This window comes from Microbispora sp. NPDC049633 (assembly GCF_040675265.1).
Taxonomy (GTDB): domain Bacteria; phylum Actinomycetota; class Actinomycetes; order Streptosporangiales; family Streptosporangiaceae; genus Microbispora; species Microbispora maris.
Genome location: NZ_JBFAOO010000180.1, coordinates 1 through 14,926, shown reverse-complemented (window position 1 = coordinate 14,926; position 14,926 = coordinate 1). Strand labels below are relative to the sequence as shown.

Sequence of the window (14,926 nt, the reverse complement as noted above, 5' to 3'; positions counted from 1 at the left end):
GGGCCCGGCGGCGGGCACGGGCAGGTCGGCCACCAGCGGCGGCCTGCCGGGTTCCACGATCTGTGCCGCTCGCATGGTCCACCTTTCGCCGAAGCACGTCTGGTTGTGGAACGTCTGGTTGTGGCTATCCGGTTGAGGCACGTCGTCGTCGGCGAGAGCCGCCGGGCACGCCCCGCACGGCGTGCCCGGCGCCTCGCCGCCCCGGCCCGCTCTCGACGGCGGGCAGGTCCGATCAGGTCGCGATGTCGGGGTACGGCAGGGTCATGTGGGCCAGCCGCCGGGCGTACTCGGTCTGGAAGCCCATCGGCTCGTGGTCGCGCTCGAACATCGCGATGAACAGCGTGAGCGTGAGGAACGGGTGCGCGCCCAGCTCGAACAGCTTCGGGTAGTCGTGCCCGGTCAGGGCCTCGCGCTCGGCGTCCTCGAAGCGCAGCCAGGTGGACGCCTCCCCGCCGTGGCAGCTCAGCAGCCGGTTGGCGTGCTCGGCCTCCCACCACTCGACCGTGCCCCGGGGGTCCTCGCGGTAGCGCTCGACCAGGTCGGGATCGCGGTCCACGGTGAACAGGAACTTGTTCAGCAGATACTTGCTCACGCCACGCCTCCGTTGGGGTACCAGGTGAAGTAGGCCTCCATGGTGTGGAACAGGTCGTAGGTGTCGACGTAGTCGGCCTTGGCGCCCTCGCCGGCCACGCCCATCATCAGCATGAAGTCCATGAAGCCGTGCGTGGCGTTGCCGGGCAGGTGGAGGCTGTCGAGGGTGACCTCCGACAGGCACCCCTCGATGTCGCCCGAGGAGATCCACTCGACCGCCCTGCGGTCGAACTCGGGGTCGGGCCCGTGCGGGCCGAACTGGCGCGGCCCGCCGAGCTCCAGCGACAGGTGCCCGGTGCCGATCACCGCCACCCGCTTGCCGGCCGGCCACGACTCCACCAGCTCCCGGATCGTACGGCCGAGCTGCACGAACCGCTTCGGCCGCGGCAGCGGCGGGGCGAAGATGTTGGTGTAGATCGGCACGATCGGCAGGTCGTTCTGCGGCCGCAGCGTGATGATCGGGCAGGTGATCGAGTGGTCGATCCGCAGCTCGTTGGAGAAGGCCAGGTCGAAACCCGCGTCCAGGCCCTCCCGCAGGATGTACGCCGACAGGTCCTCCTGGCCCGTGAAGAACATCCGGGGCAGGCCGAACTCGCGTTCCTCGTTGTACCAGTTCGCGTCGTAGAACGGCGCCTTGCCGACGAGGAACTGCGGCATGTTGTCGAGCCAGAGCTGGTGGAAGTGGTCGGAGCCGACCATGACCAGCACGTCGGGCCGCGCCTTCGTCAGCGTCTCCCGGAACGCCTCGACCTTGCGCACCCACTCGTCGGCGAAGGGCGGGCGGTCCTCGCCGGTGGCCGTGCTGGCGCGGTAGTAGAACGGGTGATGGGTGGACGCGATCACCGCGACCAGTTCAGCCATGCGAACCTCCAGTGGCGTCAGGGGGTGTAGGGCTCGGGGCCGACGGACCGGTTGTTGAGGTCCACCGACAGGAAGATCTCGTTCGCCACCGGGCGGCGCAGCTCCTCGGCGAGCTGCCCGATCAGGCCGGCCGTACGCGCGAGCAGGGCGAAGCCGCGCAGCAGTTCGAGCGGCAGGCCGAGGTCGGCCAGCGCCGCGCCGCAGACGCCCGCGCCGTTGAGCGGGAGCGTCTTGCCCAGCACCTGCGGATGCACGCGGCCGATCGCGGCGAACAGCGACAGGTGCGGCCCGAACAGGTTCTCCTCGGCGGCGATCTCCATCAGCCGGGGCGTGCGCGGGTCGCCCTCCTTGTGCACGTGGTGGCCGAGGCCGGGGATGAACCGTTTCGCCCGCCGCCGGGCCCGTACGGTCTCCAGGGCGAGGGCGTCCCAGCCGTCGTCGCCGGTGGGCGGCGGGCCGTCGTGCGCCGCCAGCACCTCGTGCAGGAACCGGCCGCAATCCTCGGTGACGCCGAGGAAGCGCGACCCGCCGCCGAGCAGCCCGGCCGCGAGCGCGCCCTGGATCGAGTCGGGCGCGGACAAATATGTCAGCCGGGTGACGATCGCGGTCGGGGTGAACCCGTGGTCGGCCAGCGCGGCGAGCACGGCCTCGAACACGCGGGTCTCGCCCGCCGTGGGCCTGCGCTGGGCGGCGAGCCAGAACGCGAGCTCGCCGAACCCGACCTTGCCCATCACGTCCTCGGCCAGGTCGCAGCCGAGAAGGGTGATCGACTTCAGCGAGGACGCCCCCAACGCGGTCGGGTACGACGGCCGCTCGGTCGTCTCGGGCCGGTCAGACATCGCGGTCCTCCTCCTGCGTCAGCCACTCGCGCAGCTCGTCTCCGTGCTCGTCCAGCTCCGGCGGCGGCAGCCGGTAGGCGGCGGGGGTCGCGGAGAACCGGATCGGGTGGCGGGTGGTCGGGACCGCCCGGTCGCCCTCGCCCACCTCCACGACCGGGTCGAGCCCGAAGCGCTCGGCCATGGCGAACCCGCCGTCGATGGTGTTGATCGGCCCGCACGGCACCCCGGCGGCGACCAGCGACTCGAACCACTCCAGCGCGCCGCGCGCGGCGAGCCTCTCGACCAGGATGGGCCGCAGCTCCTCACGGCGCGAGGTCCGGTCGGCGTTGCGCGCGAAGCGCGGGTCGTCGGCGATCTCCGGGATGCCGAGCACCTCGCACAGCTTGCGGAACTGGCCGTCGTTGCCGGCCGCGACGATGAGGTCGTTGTCGGCGGTGGGCAGCGGCTCGTAGGGGAACACGCTCGGGTGGGCGTTGCCCATGCGATAGGGGACGACGCCGCCGGCGACGTACGCGGAGCTGTGGTTGACCAGGCCGGTCAGCGCCGAGGACAGCAGGTTGACCTCGACGTGCTGGCCCTGCCCGGTGACGTCGCGGTGGCGCAGGGCGGCGAGGACGCCGATGGCGGCGTGGTTGCCCGCCATCACGTCGAAGACCGAGATCCCCGCGCGGTACGCCGGCCCGTCCGGGTCGCCGGTCAGGCTCATCAGGCCGGACATGGCCTGCACCATGAGGTCGTAGCCGGGCACGTCGCGGCCCGCGCCGGAGCCGAACCCGCTGATCGAGGCGTACACCACGCCGGGGTTGGCCGCGCTCACCGAGGCGTAGTCGAGGCCGTATTTGGCGAGCCCGCCCGGCTTGAAGTTCTCCACCAGCACGTCGGCGCGCCGGGCCAGCTCCCGGCCCACCCGTGCGTCGTCGGGGTCCCGCAGGTCGAGCGCGATCGAGCGCTTGCCCCGGTTGACCCCCAGGTAGTACGTCGACACGTCGCCGCGTACGGGCGGCATCCAGGTGCGGGTGTCGTCTCCCTTGGGCCCTTCGACCTTGACGACCTCGGCGCCCAGGTCGGCCAGCAGCATCGTGGCGTACGGCCCGGCCAGTACCCGGGAGAAGTCGGCCACCAGCACGCCGGACAGCGGCCCGCCTCCCCGCTCGGGCGCGGTGTCGTCTGTCATCCGGCTCCCCCTCCTTGCTGTGACTGCTGTGTCCGCTGAACGGACATCGGTCCGTGACGCCGATTCTGGCACAGCCGTCTCTCTGGTCAAACGGGGTAGCCGCTACTCCGTTGCAGGATGCGGCCGAAAACGCATGGTTGACAGCGGGGACGGCGCTCGGGAAAGTAGCAGCGGATGCAGCACTGACCGTGTGGCGGACAACTGTTCGGCGGAATGCGGCCGTGCTCGGCACAGGTGAGGAGTTCGACGATGAACGAGCCGACCGATTTCGGGCCGGACCGGCCCGTGCTGCTGCGCGGCGGGACGGTGCTGCCGATGGACGACGGGCACAGTGTGCTGCCGAGCACGGACGTCCTCGTGGTCGGGGACCGGATCGCGGAGGTGGGGCCGGACCTGCCCGTGCCGGACGGCGCCGTGGTCGTCGACGCCACCGGGGGCATCGTCATGCCCGGCATGATCGACACTCACCGGCACATGTGGCAGACGGCGATGCGCGGCTATGGCGCCGACTGGACGCTGACGCAGTACTTCGTCTGGTACTACCTGGAGTACGGCAAGCTGTGGCGGCCGGAGGACGTGCACGCCGGCAACCTGCTGGCCGCGATCGAGGCGATCGACGCCGGCGTCACCACGGTCGTGGACTGGTCGCACGGGCTGCGGACCGTCGACCACGCCGACGCGGCCGTCGACGCCCTGCGGGCGGTGCCCGGCCGGTTCGTGCTGGCCTACGGCAACATCCAGGCGCCGCCGGCCGAGTGGACCGGCGCGCCGGAGTTCCGCGACTTCGTCAACCGCCGCATCACGGGCGACGACCTGCTGGGCTTCCAGATCGCCTTCGACGTCACCGGCGACCCGGCCTTCCCCGAGAAGCCGGCCTTCGAGGTGGCCCGCGACCTCGGCGTCCCCGTCACGACCCACGCGGGCGTGTGGGGCGCGACCAGCGACGACGGCATCCGGCTGATGTACGAGCACGGCTTCATGACGCCCGAGACGGTCTACGTCCACGCCGCCTCGCTGTCGGCGGACTCCTATCACCGCATCGCCGCCACCGGCGGTTCGATCTCGGTCTCCACCGAGAGCGAGCAGAGCGCGGGCCAGGGCTACCCGCCCACCTGGGCCATCCGCGCGCACGACATCCCGGTCTCGCTGTCGATGGACACCAGCGTCTGGTGGAGTGGCGACCTGTTCTCCGCGATGCGCACGACGCTCGGGGCCGACCGCTCCCGGGAGCACATGGAGGCGCACGCCAAGGGGGAGACGGTCACCCACTGCAGCCTGCGCGCCGACCAGGTGGTGGACTGGGCGACGCGTGGCGGGGCCCGCGCGATCGGCCGCGCCGACGACCTCGGCCGCATCGAGGCGGGCCGGAAGGCCGACATCGTGCTCATCAAGAACGACGCGTCGCCCGTGTCGTTCCCGCTGCTCAACCCGTACGGGCACGTCGCGTTCCAGGCGCAGCGCGGCGACGTGCACACGGTCCTCGTGAACGGCCAGGTGGTCAAGCACGAGCACCGGCTGGTCGGCGTGGACCTCGCCGCGGCCCGCCGCGAGGTGGAGCGGACCGTCGAGTACCTGCGCTCGACCCTGGGCGAGGAGGCATGGCAGAAGGGGATGAACCCGGACATCCCCGAGACGAAGATCCTCGACAATCCCTACACGTACACCGACTACCACAGTGCGGCGACGCACAGCCGCTGACCTGGTACGCAGCGTGATCGGGCCGGGGGAAACCCTGGGAGATTCATGATTGTTTGCGGTTATTTGTGAGATTAGCTCACTGGTGGGGTTAGTGTGGGCAGCCACCCGCGGAAGCCGTGGAGCTTTCCCCCGTAACGACCGCTGGGAGTTGTCTCACATGCAAGGGCGCGTCCCGTCGCAGACGAGCCAGGACGATCATTTCCGGCAGGAGATCCTCTCCAGCCGGGATGAGCCGCCGGCCACGACCAAGAACAGGAAGCCTCTCGTCATCGCCGCCGCGGCGCTGGTCGCCGTACTGGCCGCGGGGGGAGCGGGCTACGCGCTGCGCGACGGCTCGGGCCCGGCGGACCCGCCCGCCGCGGGCGGCGTGCAACAGTCGGCGGGCCCGGCCCAGGACGGCGGCTCCACCGGTGACGGCACCGGCGACCAGACCGGGGCGGAGGGCGGGCAGGACCCGCAGGGCTCGGCGGATCAGGGCTCAGGGGACCAGAATTCGGGCGACCAGGGCGCGACCGGATCCGGCGGAGACGGCTCCGGTGGCGGCCAGGCGTCCGCCGGAGGCGGCGCGGACACCGCGGCCGGGTCCTCGGGCGGCGGCTCCTCCTCCGGAGGGCAGGGCTCCGGCACGAACCGGGCCGGGACCGGCACGTCCAAGACGGGCGGCGCCTCGAAGGGCGGTTCGAGCCAGGACCAGGGCGAGATGCCGGCGGGCGCCGACGGGGCCCCCGGGCTCATCCCCGGCGTCTGCGCCGCCTCCGGCTGCTGACCCCCTGTCGGCCGGCCTCCTGACGGGGTCGCCCTCGGAAGCGGCAACGAGCGTGACGGGGGCCGGGCGGCTGCGACGTCAGGACGGGCCGGGCCAGCCGAGCGGGAAGGCGATGCGGGCCGGCGGTTCGCCCGCCGCCTCGTTGAACTCCCGCATGGCGACGATGAGGGCCTGCCGCCGGGACGCCGGCAGCCGCGTGAGGATCGCGGCGATCTCCTCCTTGCGCCGGGCGGTGACCTCGTCCACGATGCGCCGTCCGTTGCCGGTCAGCCGCAGCAGGGTCTCCCGCCGGTTGAGCGGGTTGACCTCACGCTCAAGCAGGCCGGCGACGGCGAGGCGATCGGCCATCCGCATTGCGGTCGACGGGTTCACGCCGAGCTTCTCGGCCAGCGTCACCAGCTTGGTCTCCCCCTGCCCGACCACCAGCAACATACGGAACTGCGGCAGGGTGACGCGGTCCTCCGCGGCGGCGAGGGACCGCGCGGAGACCGCGACGAGCACGCGCGAGGCGGTGAGCACGGCGACGGTGACGGCCTCCAGGTCGTCGCCGGTGGGCTCCTCGTCCGCTTCCTTTGCCATAGGCACCGTTTTTACACGCTCGCTCGCGCCGCCATGTCATCGCACCCCGCAACTGCGCGGCCGCCGGTCGCGGTGCAATTGAGCGGCCGCCGGCCGCGGTGCAATTGAGCGGCCGCCGGCCGCTGTGCGATCCGAGCGGCCTGCCGGTGGCGGTGCGATCCGGGCGGCCGGTGGCGGTGCAATTGAGCGGCCTGCCGGTCGCGGTGCGACGCGTGTCAGCCGAGCGAGGCCAGCAGCTCGTTGCAGGCCTGGGCGCAGCGGCGGCACGCCTCGGCGCACACCCGGCAGTGCTCGTGCACGTGGGCGTGCTGACCACACTCGTCACCGCAACTGCGGCACGCCTGCGCGCACGCCTCCAACTGCGCGCGGGTCAGGTTCGCGTCGTAACCGGTGTGCCGCGACAGCACCCGGCCCGTCGTCGCGCAGATGTCGGCGCAGTCGAGGTTGGTGCGGATGCAACGGACCAGTTCCGCCACCGCGTGCTCGCTCAGACAGGCGTCCGCGCAGGCCGTACAGGTCTGTGCGCAGTCGAAGCAGGCCTCGATGCACTTCGCCAGCACCTGCCTGTCCACGCCGCCGAGGTCGGCGGGGTAGGTCTCCAGCATCACTCCGGCGTGTCCCATGGCATCGCTCCTTCCGGTCTCGAACGGGCGGCTCCGTGCGGCGGCGAGAACCCCGGCCGGTACGGCCGGGCCCGTCGAGCCCCGGCGCCCGGCCGGCTGTCCGATCGGGGGTCGTGACGGCCGAAAAGCTCGTCCAGCTCTTGGCCATACCCATCCGCAGAGACGTAAACGGAGAAGATCCCGTGTGCTGATCGACTTGCGGGGTAGTCGTGGGGGCACCGGAAATCGTGGAGGGACACCATGGGCTGGAGCTATCGAAAATCGATCAAGATGGGACCGTTCAGACTCAACCTCTCACGCGGCGGCGTCGGGCACAGCTTCGGCGGACGCGCCTTCCGCGTCACGAAGACGGCGGACGGGCGCCGTACCCTCACGGTGAACCTGCCCGGCGGCTTCCACTGGAGGAAGACGCTCAACTAGCTCGCGGGGGCGGCCGGCGCCTCGGGTGCGCCCCCGGCGCGCGCCCGTGGGCCCGTGCTCCTCTCATGCCTTTTCGGTCGCGGCTCCGGATGCCCGGTGAACGGCGTCGACGACCGCCTGAGTCGACGTCCGCCTGACCGGGCGGGGCCGCCATCCGGCGCTCGACGGACGGCACATCACTCCTCGGGGTGCAGGGCCGACGGCTTGTGCACCGCGGTCCCGCCGCTCTTCTCGCTGCGTACGAGGAACTGCGGGTCCTCGGGCGAGGCGGCCACCGTGCGGCCCGCCTCCTCCGTGCGCTCAGTGATCTTCTTTTCGACCTTGCCGGTCGCGGTGCCGCCGTGGCTCTTCCAGGTGACCTCGTCGCCCACGGACGGCTCTTCCTTCTTGCCTTTTTTACTCATACGCCCGGACCTACCCGGGGAAACGCGCCGTCCTCCCGGCGTCGCGCCCGAACGGCTCTTATTTCGGCAAAGCCCCCCGTGTGAAGCGCACGTGCGCGGGAGCCGGTGCGGGAGATCTCCGATTTGTTGCCCTCCTGCCGGGATTGCCACGGCGCGCTCCCGCGCACGGTGGGAGCATGGGACGGACCGTGCGGCTGACCGCGACCGTCACTCCCGGGGACGGTGGCCTGTACTGCGCGCGGTGCGTCCAGGTCGAGATGGCCTGCGAAGGGCACACGGTCGACGAGGCGCTGGATCGGCTCCGCCGCGCCCTGGAGCAGCACTTCGAGCAGCGGCCGGTGCCGCACCCGCCCCCGCACCCGCCGATCGTGGTGCCGATCGATGTCAGCCTGCCGGACTGAGCCTGCCGGGCCGAGCTTGCCGGGCTGAGCCTGCCGGGCCGAGCTCGCCGACCGATGGCCTCGTGATCGCGCCTGCACGGCTGAGCCTGCCGCGCTCCTCAGCACGCGCCGCACCCGAGGCCAGCACGGCGTGCGCTTGCGGGTGCGATGGGATCTTTACGGGTGAAGCGCCCGATCATCATGCTTGACCGGACATTGGTCGTCGGATGCGTGATCACTCCCCGGTGCGGCGCTTACCGTCGTGCTCGTACCATCCATGACCTCGGGGGAGTCTCATGCCTCTCTGCACAGCCGCTGTGCTGGCCGCCGCCCTGCTGTCGGGGCCGGCCGCCGTGCCGCCGGACCCGGCCCCGCCCGGAACGAGGGCCACCACGGACAAGAACAACGCCGCGACGCCGTCCACGGGCCGGCCGCAATCCGCGTCGCTGCCCGGCATGGCGCCCCAGGCCGGGGACTTTCCGTTCCCCATTCCCCAGGCGCCGCCATGGATGACTCCCAGCGGGACGGACGGCAGGCGGAACGACACGGGCACCGCTCCCGAATCGCCGGCCGCTCCGAGCGCGGCCGGAGCCTCCGGTACGGACGCCGGAAGTCCCGCCCAGACGTCGGACGGCCGGGCGGCCGGGGGGGAGAACGAGACCAAGTTCGTCCCGGTGATCGATCCGAAGACGCGCGACGTCTTCATCCAGCCCGTCCTCGCTTCCGGGGAGGCGCCGAAGCCGTTCACCTTCCGCCCCGTGCAGGGGGTCCAGACGACCAAGTCCTACCCGCAGCCCAGGGGACAGGAGAAGACGGCGCAGCAGAAGGCGCCGCGCCAGAAGACGGTCACCCGCCCCGGCCGGCACCATTCGCCGCGGCTGGTGAGCCCGCCCCGGACGGCCTGACGGACAGGCCCGTGTGAGCGGCCCGTCTGATCGGCCCGCCACACCGGTGCTGAGCCGGTGTGGCGGGCTCTTCCGGTGTCGCCGTCCGCAGGGGCCGGTAGGCGCGGGCGGTCGTGCGGGTGGCACGCCGCGCACCGCGTCCGGTACCGGGACCGATCGGTGCGTTCGCTCCGTGTCTCGTCACGCACCCGACCCGCCACCCAGCAACGACCTTTCCACGACTAAGGAAGCACGATCATGAATACCCGTCTGCTCGCCCTTGCCGCCCTGACCGCGGCGCTCTCGATGTCCGCGGCCTGCGGCAGTCAGGGCGACAACACCGCGGCTCCGGTCGCGGCCAACGAGACCGCCACGGACATGACCACCGAGACGCCCAGCCCGGAGGCGAGTGAGACCGTCTCCCCGAGCCCGTCGGCGTCGCCGGCGGTCTCCGGGACGCCCGTCGGCGCGGGCTGCTCCGCGCTGCCGGCCTCGGGCAAGGGCAGTCCCGCCGAACTGGCCAAGGTGCCGGTCGGCACCGCGCTCTCCGACATCCCGTCGTTGTCCACGCTGGCGCGTGTGGTGAAGAAGGCCGGACTGGCCGAGACGCTCAACTCCGCCCAGGACATCACGGTGTTCGCGCCCACGAACGAAGCGTTCAACAAGATCCCCAAGAGCCAGCTCGACCAGATGATGTCGAACCGCAAGTCGCTCCGGGGACTGCTGGCCTACCACGTGGTGAAGGGACGCAAGGCGCCGGCGGACATGCACGGCCAGCTGACCTCTCTCGAGGGCCGCAAGCTCACGGTCTCCGGGTCCGACTCCAGCCTCAAGGTCAACGACGCGGCGGTGACCTGCGGGAACATCGCGACGAGCAACGCCACCGTCTACACGGTCGACAAGGTCCTCATGCCGAGGTGACCGTACGTCGCTCCGCGACCGTCTTGTGGGGGTGAGCCGCACCGCGGCTCACCCCCGTTCGGTTTTGCGGAGCCGTTCTGCGGCGTCGCCGGCGGAGGTGGTTCCTCCGCGGATTCCGCGAAATCCGCGGACAGCGGGACGGACATACAGTCTTATTTCGCGTTTTTATTGTTGATGGCTGCTGCGACTCGCGTCAGCACGTCTCCGGGGCCGACGAGTGGTGTGTGACCTGCGGCCTATGTCCTGAAGCGGCTGATCCTCTTATTTGACCGGACACTGAGCGTCGGGTCCGTGATCGCCCGGCATCGTGCGCTTACCTTCGTTCTTGTACCGTCCACCAGATTTCGGGGGAAATTCTCATGCCTCTATGTACTGCCGTACTCGCCGCCGCTCTTCTTTCGGGTCCCGCGGGTGCGCCCGGCGACCAGGCTCCGCTGTCCGCCAGGGAGCCGATGTCGCCCGGCAAGCAGATCGCCGCACTGGCGATGAACCACCCGGAGGAGCCCGACTTCGTCGCCGCGAAGACGCTGGACATCCTGGACAAGGGCGCGAAGGTCGGCCCGTTCATGTCGGCCGACGACCAGGCCGAGAACCGGGCGAACGGTCCGGCGGCGAACGGCCGTCCCGCCAACCGGCCGGCGACCGGTACGCAGGCGAACGGCGGCGCGGGTGCCGCCGCCCCGCGCGGCGACGGCCCGACCGGGGCCGGCCCGAACGTTCCGCTGATCAGCCGGCCTGGCGACCAGGCGAACGGCTCGCAGCCGGCCAACGGCTCCATGTTCACGATGCCCGCCACCGGCAAGAACACCACCAACGGCGGCGGCGCGCCTCAGGACGTCTTCCTTCACCCCACGTCCAATCAGCCGACGTACACGAAGCTGTCCGGCAACGACTTCACCCGTAAGCCGACGACCCGGCAGACCGACGACGAGGACGCCGGCGCCTGGGTGCGGGAGATGCAGGGCTGGGGCATGCAGAAGCCGGGTAAGCCGAAGGCCGCCAAGCCCCAGGCCAAGCCCCAGGCCAAGCCCAAGGCCCAGTCCAAGGCGCCCATCTCCGACGACTTCTGGAACATGCCGGGCTGGGACTGAGCGCCCGCGCCGTCGTGAGGCGGGGCGGTGACACGAGGGAGGGGTGAGCCGGACCGGCTCGCCCCTCACCCGTGTCCGCGGGCCCTGGCGGCGCGGCGCAGGTCGACTACCTCCACCAGATCGGCGAGATCGAGATGGGCCGCGACCTCCTCGACGGAGGCGCAGTAGCCCACGTGGTAGCCCAGGTGGCGGACGCGCAGCAGCCCGCGGCCCTCGATGACCACCAGGTCCACCTCGTGCCCTTCCGGGCTCACCCACCTGCGCACGGGGGGAAGAGTAGGCAACGCCGGGTCATGGGCCGGTAAAGCGGCCCTGGTCGAGCCGCCATGCCGCCCAATACGGACATAAGACTCCAAGCATGGCGAAAGCGCGCTCGATCTCCGGGTATGAGGGCAACCGTCGGGGAACGGGGATCGGGCCGGGGTGATCGGCATGACGAGCGGGTGGACGTTCGAGGGACAGCCCAGCGCCATCGGCGGGGGCGCCATGACGCTCGTGGCCGGGGGATCGTTCTGCGTGTCGGCCCGGAACGGCGACATCCTGCCCGGGTCGGCGCAGGGGATCTACTACGCCGACACCCGGCTGCTGTCCCAGTGGGAGCTGCGCGTCGACGACGGCCCGGTCGAGGAGCTCCAGGTCCTCACGGGCGAGCCGTACCACGCGACCTTCGTCGGCCGGGCGGCGCCCCGTCCGGGGCAGGCGGAGAGCACGCTGCTGGTCGTGCGCGACCGGTACGTCGGCGGCGGGCTGTCGGAGGAGATCACCATCCGCAACATGTCCCACGAGCCGGCCGGCTGCATGGTGACCCTGCACGTCGGCTCCGACGTGTGCGACCTGTTCGAGGTGAAGACCCACCGGGTGCACTGGGTGGCCGACGTGACGACCGCGGCGGAGGAGCGGTCGCTGCGCATGTTCTCCATCAGCAAGGGCCGGGGAGCGCGGGTGGCGGCCAAGGCCGACGGCACCCCGATCCTGCCGGTGGTCAACCCGCGCCTGCTCGTCTTCCGCGCGGTGGTTCCGCCGCGGGGCGAGTGGACGGCCTACGTCCAGGTCAACCCGATCATCGAGGGGGCCGAGACCGAGCCGTGGTACTCGGGGAAGCGGCTGTCGCCTGCGCTGGCGCAGCGGGCGGGCCGGTTGTTCGAGTGGCGCAGGCGCCTGCCCGAGGTGACGACGACCAACGTCTCCCTGGCGGGGATCCTGCGCCAGGCCTTCGACGACCTCGGCGCGCTGCGGCTGTTCGACCCCGAGCACCCCGAGCTGCCGCCCACCGTCGCCGCCGGGGCGCCCTGGTTCATGACGCTGTTCGGCCGTGACTCGCTGCTGACCTCGTGGCTGGCCCTGCCGCTCGACCCCGACCTGGCGTACGGCACACTGTGCCGGCTGGCCGATCTGCAGGGCACCGAAATCGACCAGCTGACCGAGGAGGAGCCCGGCAAGATCATGCACGAGCTGAGGTACGGCGCCCGGCAGGACGACACGTCGGCCGGCGGGCGCGCCTACTACGGCTCGGTGGACGCCAGCCCGTTGTTCGTCATCCTCCTCGGCGAGCTGCGCCGATGGGGCCTGCACCGGGAGTCGATCGAGCGGCTGCTCCCGCACGCAGACGCCGCGCTGGAGTGGATCGAGCGGTACGGCATGCGCGACGGGTTCCTGTGGTACCAGCGCAAGACCGACCAGGGCCTGCTCAACCAGGGCTGGAAGGACTCCTTCGACGGCATCAACTACGCGGACGGCACGATCGCCCGGCCACCCGTCGCCCTGGCGGAGGTGCAGGGCTACGTCTACGCCGCCTGCGTCGCCCGCCACTACTTCGCCCGCGAGGCGGGCGACACCGAGACCGAGCGGCGCTACCGGGACCGCGCCGCCGAGTTGCGCGCCCGGTTCAACGAGCGGTTCTGGCTGCCCGACCGCGGCTACTTCGCCGTCGGGCTCGACCACGACGGCCGGCCGATCGACGCCCTCGCCTCCAACATGGGCCACTGCCTGTGGTCGGGCATCGTCGACCGCGACAAGGCGGCGGCCGTGGCCGCGCACCTGCTGTCACCGCGGATGTTCACCGGCTTCGGCGTCCGCACCCTCGCCTCCGACATGGGCGCCTACAACCCCATGAGCTACCACAACGGTTCCGTCTGGCCGCACGACAGCGCGCTCACCGCGGCCGGGCTCATGCGCTACGGCTTCGTGGAGGAGGCCCAGCGCATCGCCATGGGGCTGCTCGACACCGCCCGCGCCTTCGGCGACCGGCTGCCGGAGCTGTTCTGCGGGTTCGACCGGGAGGAGTTCGGCGTGCCGGTGCCATACCCGACCTCGTGCTCGCCGCAGGCGTGGGCCTCGGCCACCCCGGTACAGCTCGTACGGCTCCTGCTCCGCATCGACCCGTGGGTGCCCAGCGGCAGGGTGTGGATCGCGCCGGTGCTGCCGGAGGGATTCGGGGACCTGCGCATCTCCGGGCTGCCGCTGGCGGGCACGCGGGTGGACCTGGAGGCCTGGGAGGGCAGCGGCGAGGTGCGGGTGTGCGGCCTGCCCGAGGGAGTGCGCCTCATCCCGGAGCCGCGCCCGCCGAAGAGATCCGGCGCCCGCTCCTGACCCACCGCCGCTCCCGGGCCGGCCGCCGATCGGCCGGGGCATAGTGGAGCCATGGCCGAGGATCTCAACTACTACTCGACGCTCATCGCGGTCGCCGACGACTGCCCGGTGGACGCCGCGGAGGTGCCCAAGCCCAGGGGCGGCAGGCCCACCGTCGCCGTCCTGCAGTACGAACTGATCTCCGGCGCGCCGTACGGCCTGACGCAGGAGGACGTGCTGTTCGAGACCTGGCTGCGCCGGCAGGACCCGCCGCCGCGGGACCTGTCGGAACAGCGGCGCGCGGAGCTCAGGAAGGAGTTCTTCTCCCGTTCCCAGGCCTGCCTGCGGGCGTCGCCCCTGCCCAAGAAGCACGGCTGGGGGTTGCTGTTCGACCGGGACGGCCGGATCGCGCTGTGCCCGATGGAGTCGGAGGAGTACCGGCGCCTGGTGGAGGGTCAGGCCGGCGGCACCGGAGGCAGCGGCCCGGGGGACAGCGGCCCGGGAGACAGCGGTACGGGCGGTGACGGCGTGCGCGTGCTCAAGGCGATGCGTTCGCGCCGCTCCTGACGCCGTCCGCTCCCACGGGCGGACCGCGCGAGTTTGCCGGGAGCGGCCAGGGGTACGCCCGGTTGTTCCGCGGAGGCCGGTAGAAGTCGGCAGAGGCCGGCAGAGGCCGGCGGATCTCAGCGGAGTTCAGCCGGGCGCGGCCGGGGAGGGCGGGCGTCATGAGCGGAGTCGAACTCAGCGTGCGGATCCCCGTCGGCGGGGTCGTGCTCGACGCGGACGTCGTGGTCCCCGGGGAGGCCAGGGGGGCGGTGCTGTTCGCCCACGGCAGCGGCAGCGGGCGGCACAGCCCGCGCAACCGGTACGTCGCGGGGGAGCTGCAGCGGGCCGGGCTGGCCACCGTCCTGGCCGACCTGCTCACGGTGGAGGAGGAGCGCGCCGACGCCGTCACCGGCCATCTGCGCTTCGACATCGGCCTGCTGGCGGAACGGGTGGCCGGGCTGGCCGACCGGCTGCCCGGGGACGAGGCCGTCGGCGGCCTGCCCGTCGGGCTGTTCGGCGCGAGCACGGGCGCCGCCGCCGCGCTCGTCGCCGCGGCGGCGCGGCCCGCCGGCGTCGGGGCG

General features: G+C 71.8%; 17 protein-coding genes and 1 pseudogene. 10 read left to right on the top strand and 8 right to left on the bottom strand.

Going from position 1 to position 14,926, the window contains the following annotated elements; genetic code table 11:
* Positions 1–232 precede the first annotated feature (232 nt).
* The 4 genes from AB0J39_RS31585 to AB0J39_RS31570 are packed head-to-tail and all read right to left on the bottom strand — an operon-like array spanning position 233 to position 3,465.
* Complete coding sequence (locus AB0J39_RS31585) at positions 233–592, bottom strand: hypothetical protein (protein WP_363471453.1); 360 nt, start codon at positions 590–592, stop codon at positions 233–235.
* On the bottom strand, positions 589–1,452 hold the full coding sequence (locus tag AB0J39_RS31580; protein WP_363471451.1) for an extradiol ring-cleavage dioxygenase: 864 nt from the start codon (positions 1,450–1,452) through the stop codon (positions 589–591). Before AB0J39_RS31580 ends, AB0J39_RS31585 begins: the two co-directional genes overlap by 4 nt.
* A 17-nt stretch (positions 1,453–1,469) precedes the next feature.
* Positions 1,470–2,291 carry a citryl-CoA lyase gene (locus AB0J39_RS31575; RefSeq protein WP_363471449.1) on the bottom strand — a complete coding sequence of 274 codons (822 nt, stop codon included), beginning with the start codon at positions 2,289–2,291 and terminating at the stop codon, positions 1,470–1,472.
* On the bottom strand, positions 2,284–3,465 hold the full coding sequence (locus tag AB0J39_RS31570; RefSeq protein ID WP_363471447.1) for a CaiB/BaiF CoA-transferase family protein: 1,182 nt from the start codon (positions 3,463–3,465) through the stop codon (positions 2,284–2,286). The genes AB0J39_RS31575 and AB0J39_RS31570 overlap by 8 nt, the downstream gene beginning before the upstream one ends.
* Positions 3,466–3,714: 249 nt before the next feature.
* Here AB0J39_RS31570 and AB0J39_RS31565 point away from each other — a divergent pair, with 249 nt between their 5' ends.
* Together AB0J39_RS31565 and AB0J39_RS31560 are read left to right on the top strand one after the other, a co-directional pair.
* On the top strand, positions 3,715–5,163 hold the full coding sequence (locus AB0J39_RS31565; protein WP_363471445.1) for an amidohydrolase family protein: 1,449 nt from the start codon (positions 3,715–3,717) through the stop codon (positions 5,161–5,163).
* A 157-nt stretch (positions 5,164–5,320) separates the two neighbouring features.
* The gene (locus AB0J39_RS31560; protein ID WP_363471443.1) at positions 5,321–5,929 is read left to right on the top strand and encodes a hypothetical protein; all 609 of its coding nucleotides are present in this window, start codon (positions 5,321–5,323) and stop codon (positions 5,927–5,929) included.
* A gap of 78 nt (positions 5,930–6,007) precedes the next feature.
* Here the strand turns inward: AB0J39_RS31560 and AB0J39_RS31555 are convergent, their stop codons facing one another.
* Together AB0J39_RS31555 and AB0J39_RS31550 are read right to left on the bottom strand one after the other, a co-directional pair.
* Positions 6,008–6,508, bottom strand: a complete 501-nt coding sequence (locus AB0J39_RS31555) for a MarR family transcriptional regulator (protein ID WP_363471441.1) — start codon at positions 6,506–6,508, stop codon at positions 6,008–6,010.
* A 215-nt stretch (positions 6,509–6,723) separates the two neighbouring features.
* Positions 6,724–7,131, bottom strand: coding sequence for a four-helix bundle copper-binding protein (locus AB0J39_RS31550; RefSeq protein WP_346227097.1), 408 nt, complete (start codon positions 7,129–7,131; stop codon positions 6,724–6,726).
* A gap of 240 nt (positions 7,132–7,371) precedes the next feature.
* Here AB0J39_RS31550 and AB0J39_RS31545 point away from each other — a divergent pair, with 240 nt between their 5' ends.
* A complete protein-coding gene (locus AB0J39_RS31545) occupies positions 7,372–7,551 on the top strand; it encodes a DUF4236 domain-containing protein (protein ID WP_193207189.1) in 180 nt (59 codons plus the stop codon).
* Positions 7,552–7,727: 176 nt separating this feature from the next.
* Here the strand turns inward: AB0J39_RS31545 and AB0J39_RS31540 are convergent, their stop codons facing one another.
* A complete protein-coding gene (locus tag AB0J39_RS31540; RefSeq protein ID WP_363471438.1) occupies positions 7,728–7,955 on the bottom strand; it encodes a DUF2945 domain-containing protein in 228 nt (75 codons plus the stop codon).
* Between the two features lie 176 nt (positions 7,956–8,131).
* Here AB0J39_RS31540 and AB0J39_RS31535 point away from each other — a divergent pair, with 176 nt between their 5' ends.
* From AB0J39_RS31535 to AB0J39_RS31520, 4 genes are all read left to right on the top strand, one after another.
* Positions 8,132–8,356 (top strand): hypothetical protein, encoded by a 225-nt coding sequence (locus AB0J39_RS31535; RefSeq protein ID WP_363471436.1) that lies wholly within the window; start codon positions 8,132–8,134, stop codon positions 8,354–8,356.
* Between the two features lie 275 nt (positions 8,357–8,631).
* On the top strand, positions 8,632–9,240 hold the full coding sequence (locus AB0J39_RS31530; protein WP_363471434.1) for a hypothetical protein: 609 nt from the start codon (positions 8,632–8,634) through the stop codon (positions 9,238–9,240).
* A gap of 237 nt (positions 9,241–9,477) precedes the next feature.
* Complete coding sequence (locus AB0J39_RS31525; RefSeq protein ID WP_363471432.1) at positions 9,478–10,140, top strand: fasciclin domain-containing protein; 663 nt, start codon at positions 9,478–9,480, stop codon at positions 10,138–10,140.
* A gap of 359 nt (positions 10,141–10,499) precedes the next feature.
* Entirely contained in the window at positions 10,500–11,231 is a 732-nt protein-coding gene (locus AB0J39_RS31520) for a hypothetical protein (RefSeq protein WP_363471430.1), read from the top strand.
* Between the two features lie 65 nt (positions 11,232–11,296).
* On the opposite strand, the gene AB0J39_RS31515 is transcribed toward AB0J39_RS31520, so the two are convergent.
* Entirely contained in the window at positions 11,297–11,497 is a 201-nt protein-coding gene (locus AB0J39_RS31515; protein WP_363471428.1) for a transposase, read from the bottom strand.
* A gap of 166 nt (positions 11,498–11,663) precedes the next feature.
* Here AB0J39_RS31515 and AB0J39_RS31510 point away from each other — a divergent pair, with 166 nt between their 5' ends.
* From AB0J39_RS31510 to AB0J39_RS31500, 3 genes and pseudogenes are all read left to right on the top strand, one after another.
* Complete coding sequence (locus tag AB0J39_RS31510) at positions 11,664–13,820, top strand: glycogen debranching N-terminal domain-containing protein (RefSeq protein ID WP_363471426.1); 2,157 nt, start codon at positions 11,664–11,666, stop codon at positions 13,818–13,820.
* A gap of 51 nt (positions 13,821–13,871) precedes the next feature.
* Positions 13,872–14,366 (top strand): DUF6157 family protein, encoded by a 495-nt coding sequence (locus tag AB0J39_RS31505; protein WP_363471424.1) that lies wholly within the window; start codon positions 13,872–13,874, stop codon positions 14,364–14,366.
* A gap of 158 nt (positions 14,367–14,524) precedes the next feature.
* Positions 14,525–14,926 (top strand): annotated as a pseudogene (locus AB0J39_RS31500) (hydrolase); the annotation flags it as partial.

Excerpts from the sequence above, each read along its gene's own strand:
- AB0J39_RS31560 (WP_363471443.1), top strand. The coding sequence starts at position 5,321 with ATGCAAGGGCGCGTCCCGTCGCAGACGAGCCAGGACGATCATTTCCGG.
- AB0J39_RS31575 (WP_363471449.1), bottom strand. The coding sequence starts at position 2,291 with ATGTCTGACCGGCCCGAGACGACCGAGCGGCCGTCGTACCCGACCGCG.
- AB0J39_RS31535 (WP_363471436.1), top strand. The coding sequence starts at position 8,132 with ATGGGACGGACCGTGCGGCTGACCGCGACCGTCACTCCCGGGGACGGT.
- AB0J39_RS31540 (WP_363471438.1), bottom strand. The coding sequence starts at position 7,955 with ATGAGTAAAAAAGGCAAGAAGGAAGAGCCGTCCGTGGGCGACGAGGTC.
- AB0J39_RS31530 (WP_363471434.1), top strand. The coding sequence starts at position 8,632 with ATGCCTCTCTGCACAGCCGCTGTGCTGGCCGCCGCCCTGCTGTCGGGG.
- AB0J39_RS31555 (WP_363471441.1), bottom strand. The coding sequence starts at position 6,508 with ATGGCAAAGGAAGCGGACGAGGAGCCCACCGGCGACGACCTGGAGGCC.
- AB0J39_RS31545 (WP_193207189.1), top strand. The coding sequence starts at position 7,372 with ATGGGCTGGAGCTATCGAAAATCGATCAAGATGGGACCGTTCAGACTC.
- AB0J39_RS31520 (WP_363471430.1), top strand. The coding sequence starts at position 10,500 with ATGCCTCTATGTACTGCCGTACTCGCCGCCGCTCTTCTTTCGGGTCCC.
- AB0J39_RS31550 (WP_346227097.1), bottom strand. The coding sequence starts at position 7,131 with ATGGGACACGCCGGAGTGATGCTGGAGACCTACCCCGCCGACCTCGGC.
- AB0J39_RS31570 (WP_363471447.1), bottom strand. The coding sequence starts at position 3,465 with ATGACAGACGACACCGCGCCCGAGCGGGGAGGCGGGCCGCTGTCCGGC.
- AB0J39_RS31525 (WP_363471432.1), top strand. The coding sequence starts at position 9,478 with ATGAATACCCGTCTGCTCGCCCTTGCCGCCCTGACCGCGGCGCTCTCG.
- AB0J39_RS31565 (WP_363471445.1), top strand. The coding sequence starts at position 3,715 with ATGAACGAGCCGACCGATTTCGGGCCGGACCGGCCCGTGCTGCTGCGC.
- AB0J39_RS31505 (WP_363471424.1), top strand. The coding sequence starts at position 13,872 with ATGGCCGAGGATCTCAACTACTACTCGACGCTCATCGCGGTCGCCGAC.
- AB0J39_RS31580 (WP_363471451.1), bottom strand. The coding sequence starts at position 1,452 with ATGGCTGAACTGGTCGCGGTGATCGCGTCCACCCATCACCCGTTCTAC.
- AB0J39_RS31510 (WP_363471426.1), top strand. The coding sequence starts at position 11,664 with ATGACGAGCGGGTGGACGTTCGAGGGACAGCCCAGCGCCATCGGCGGG.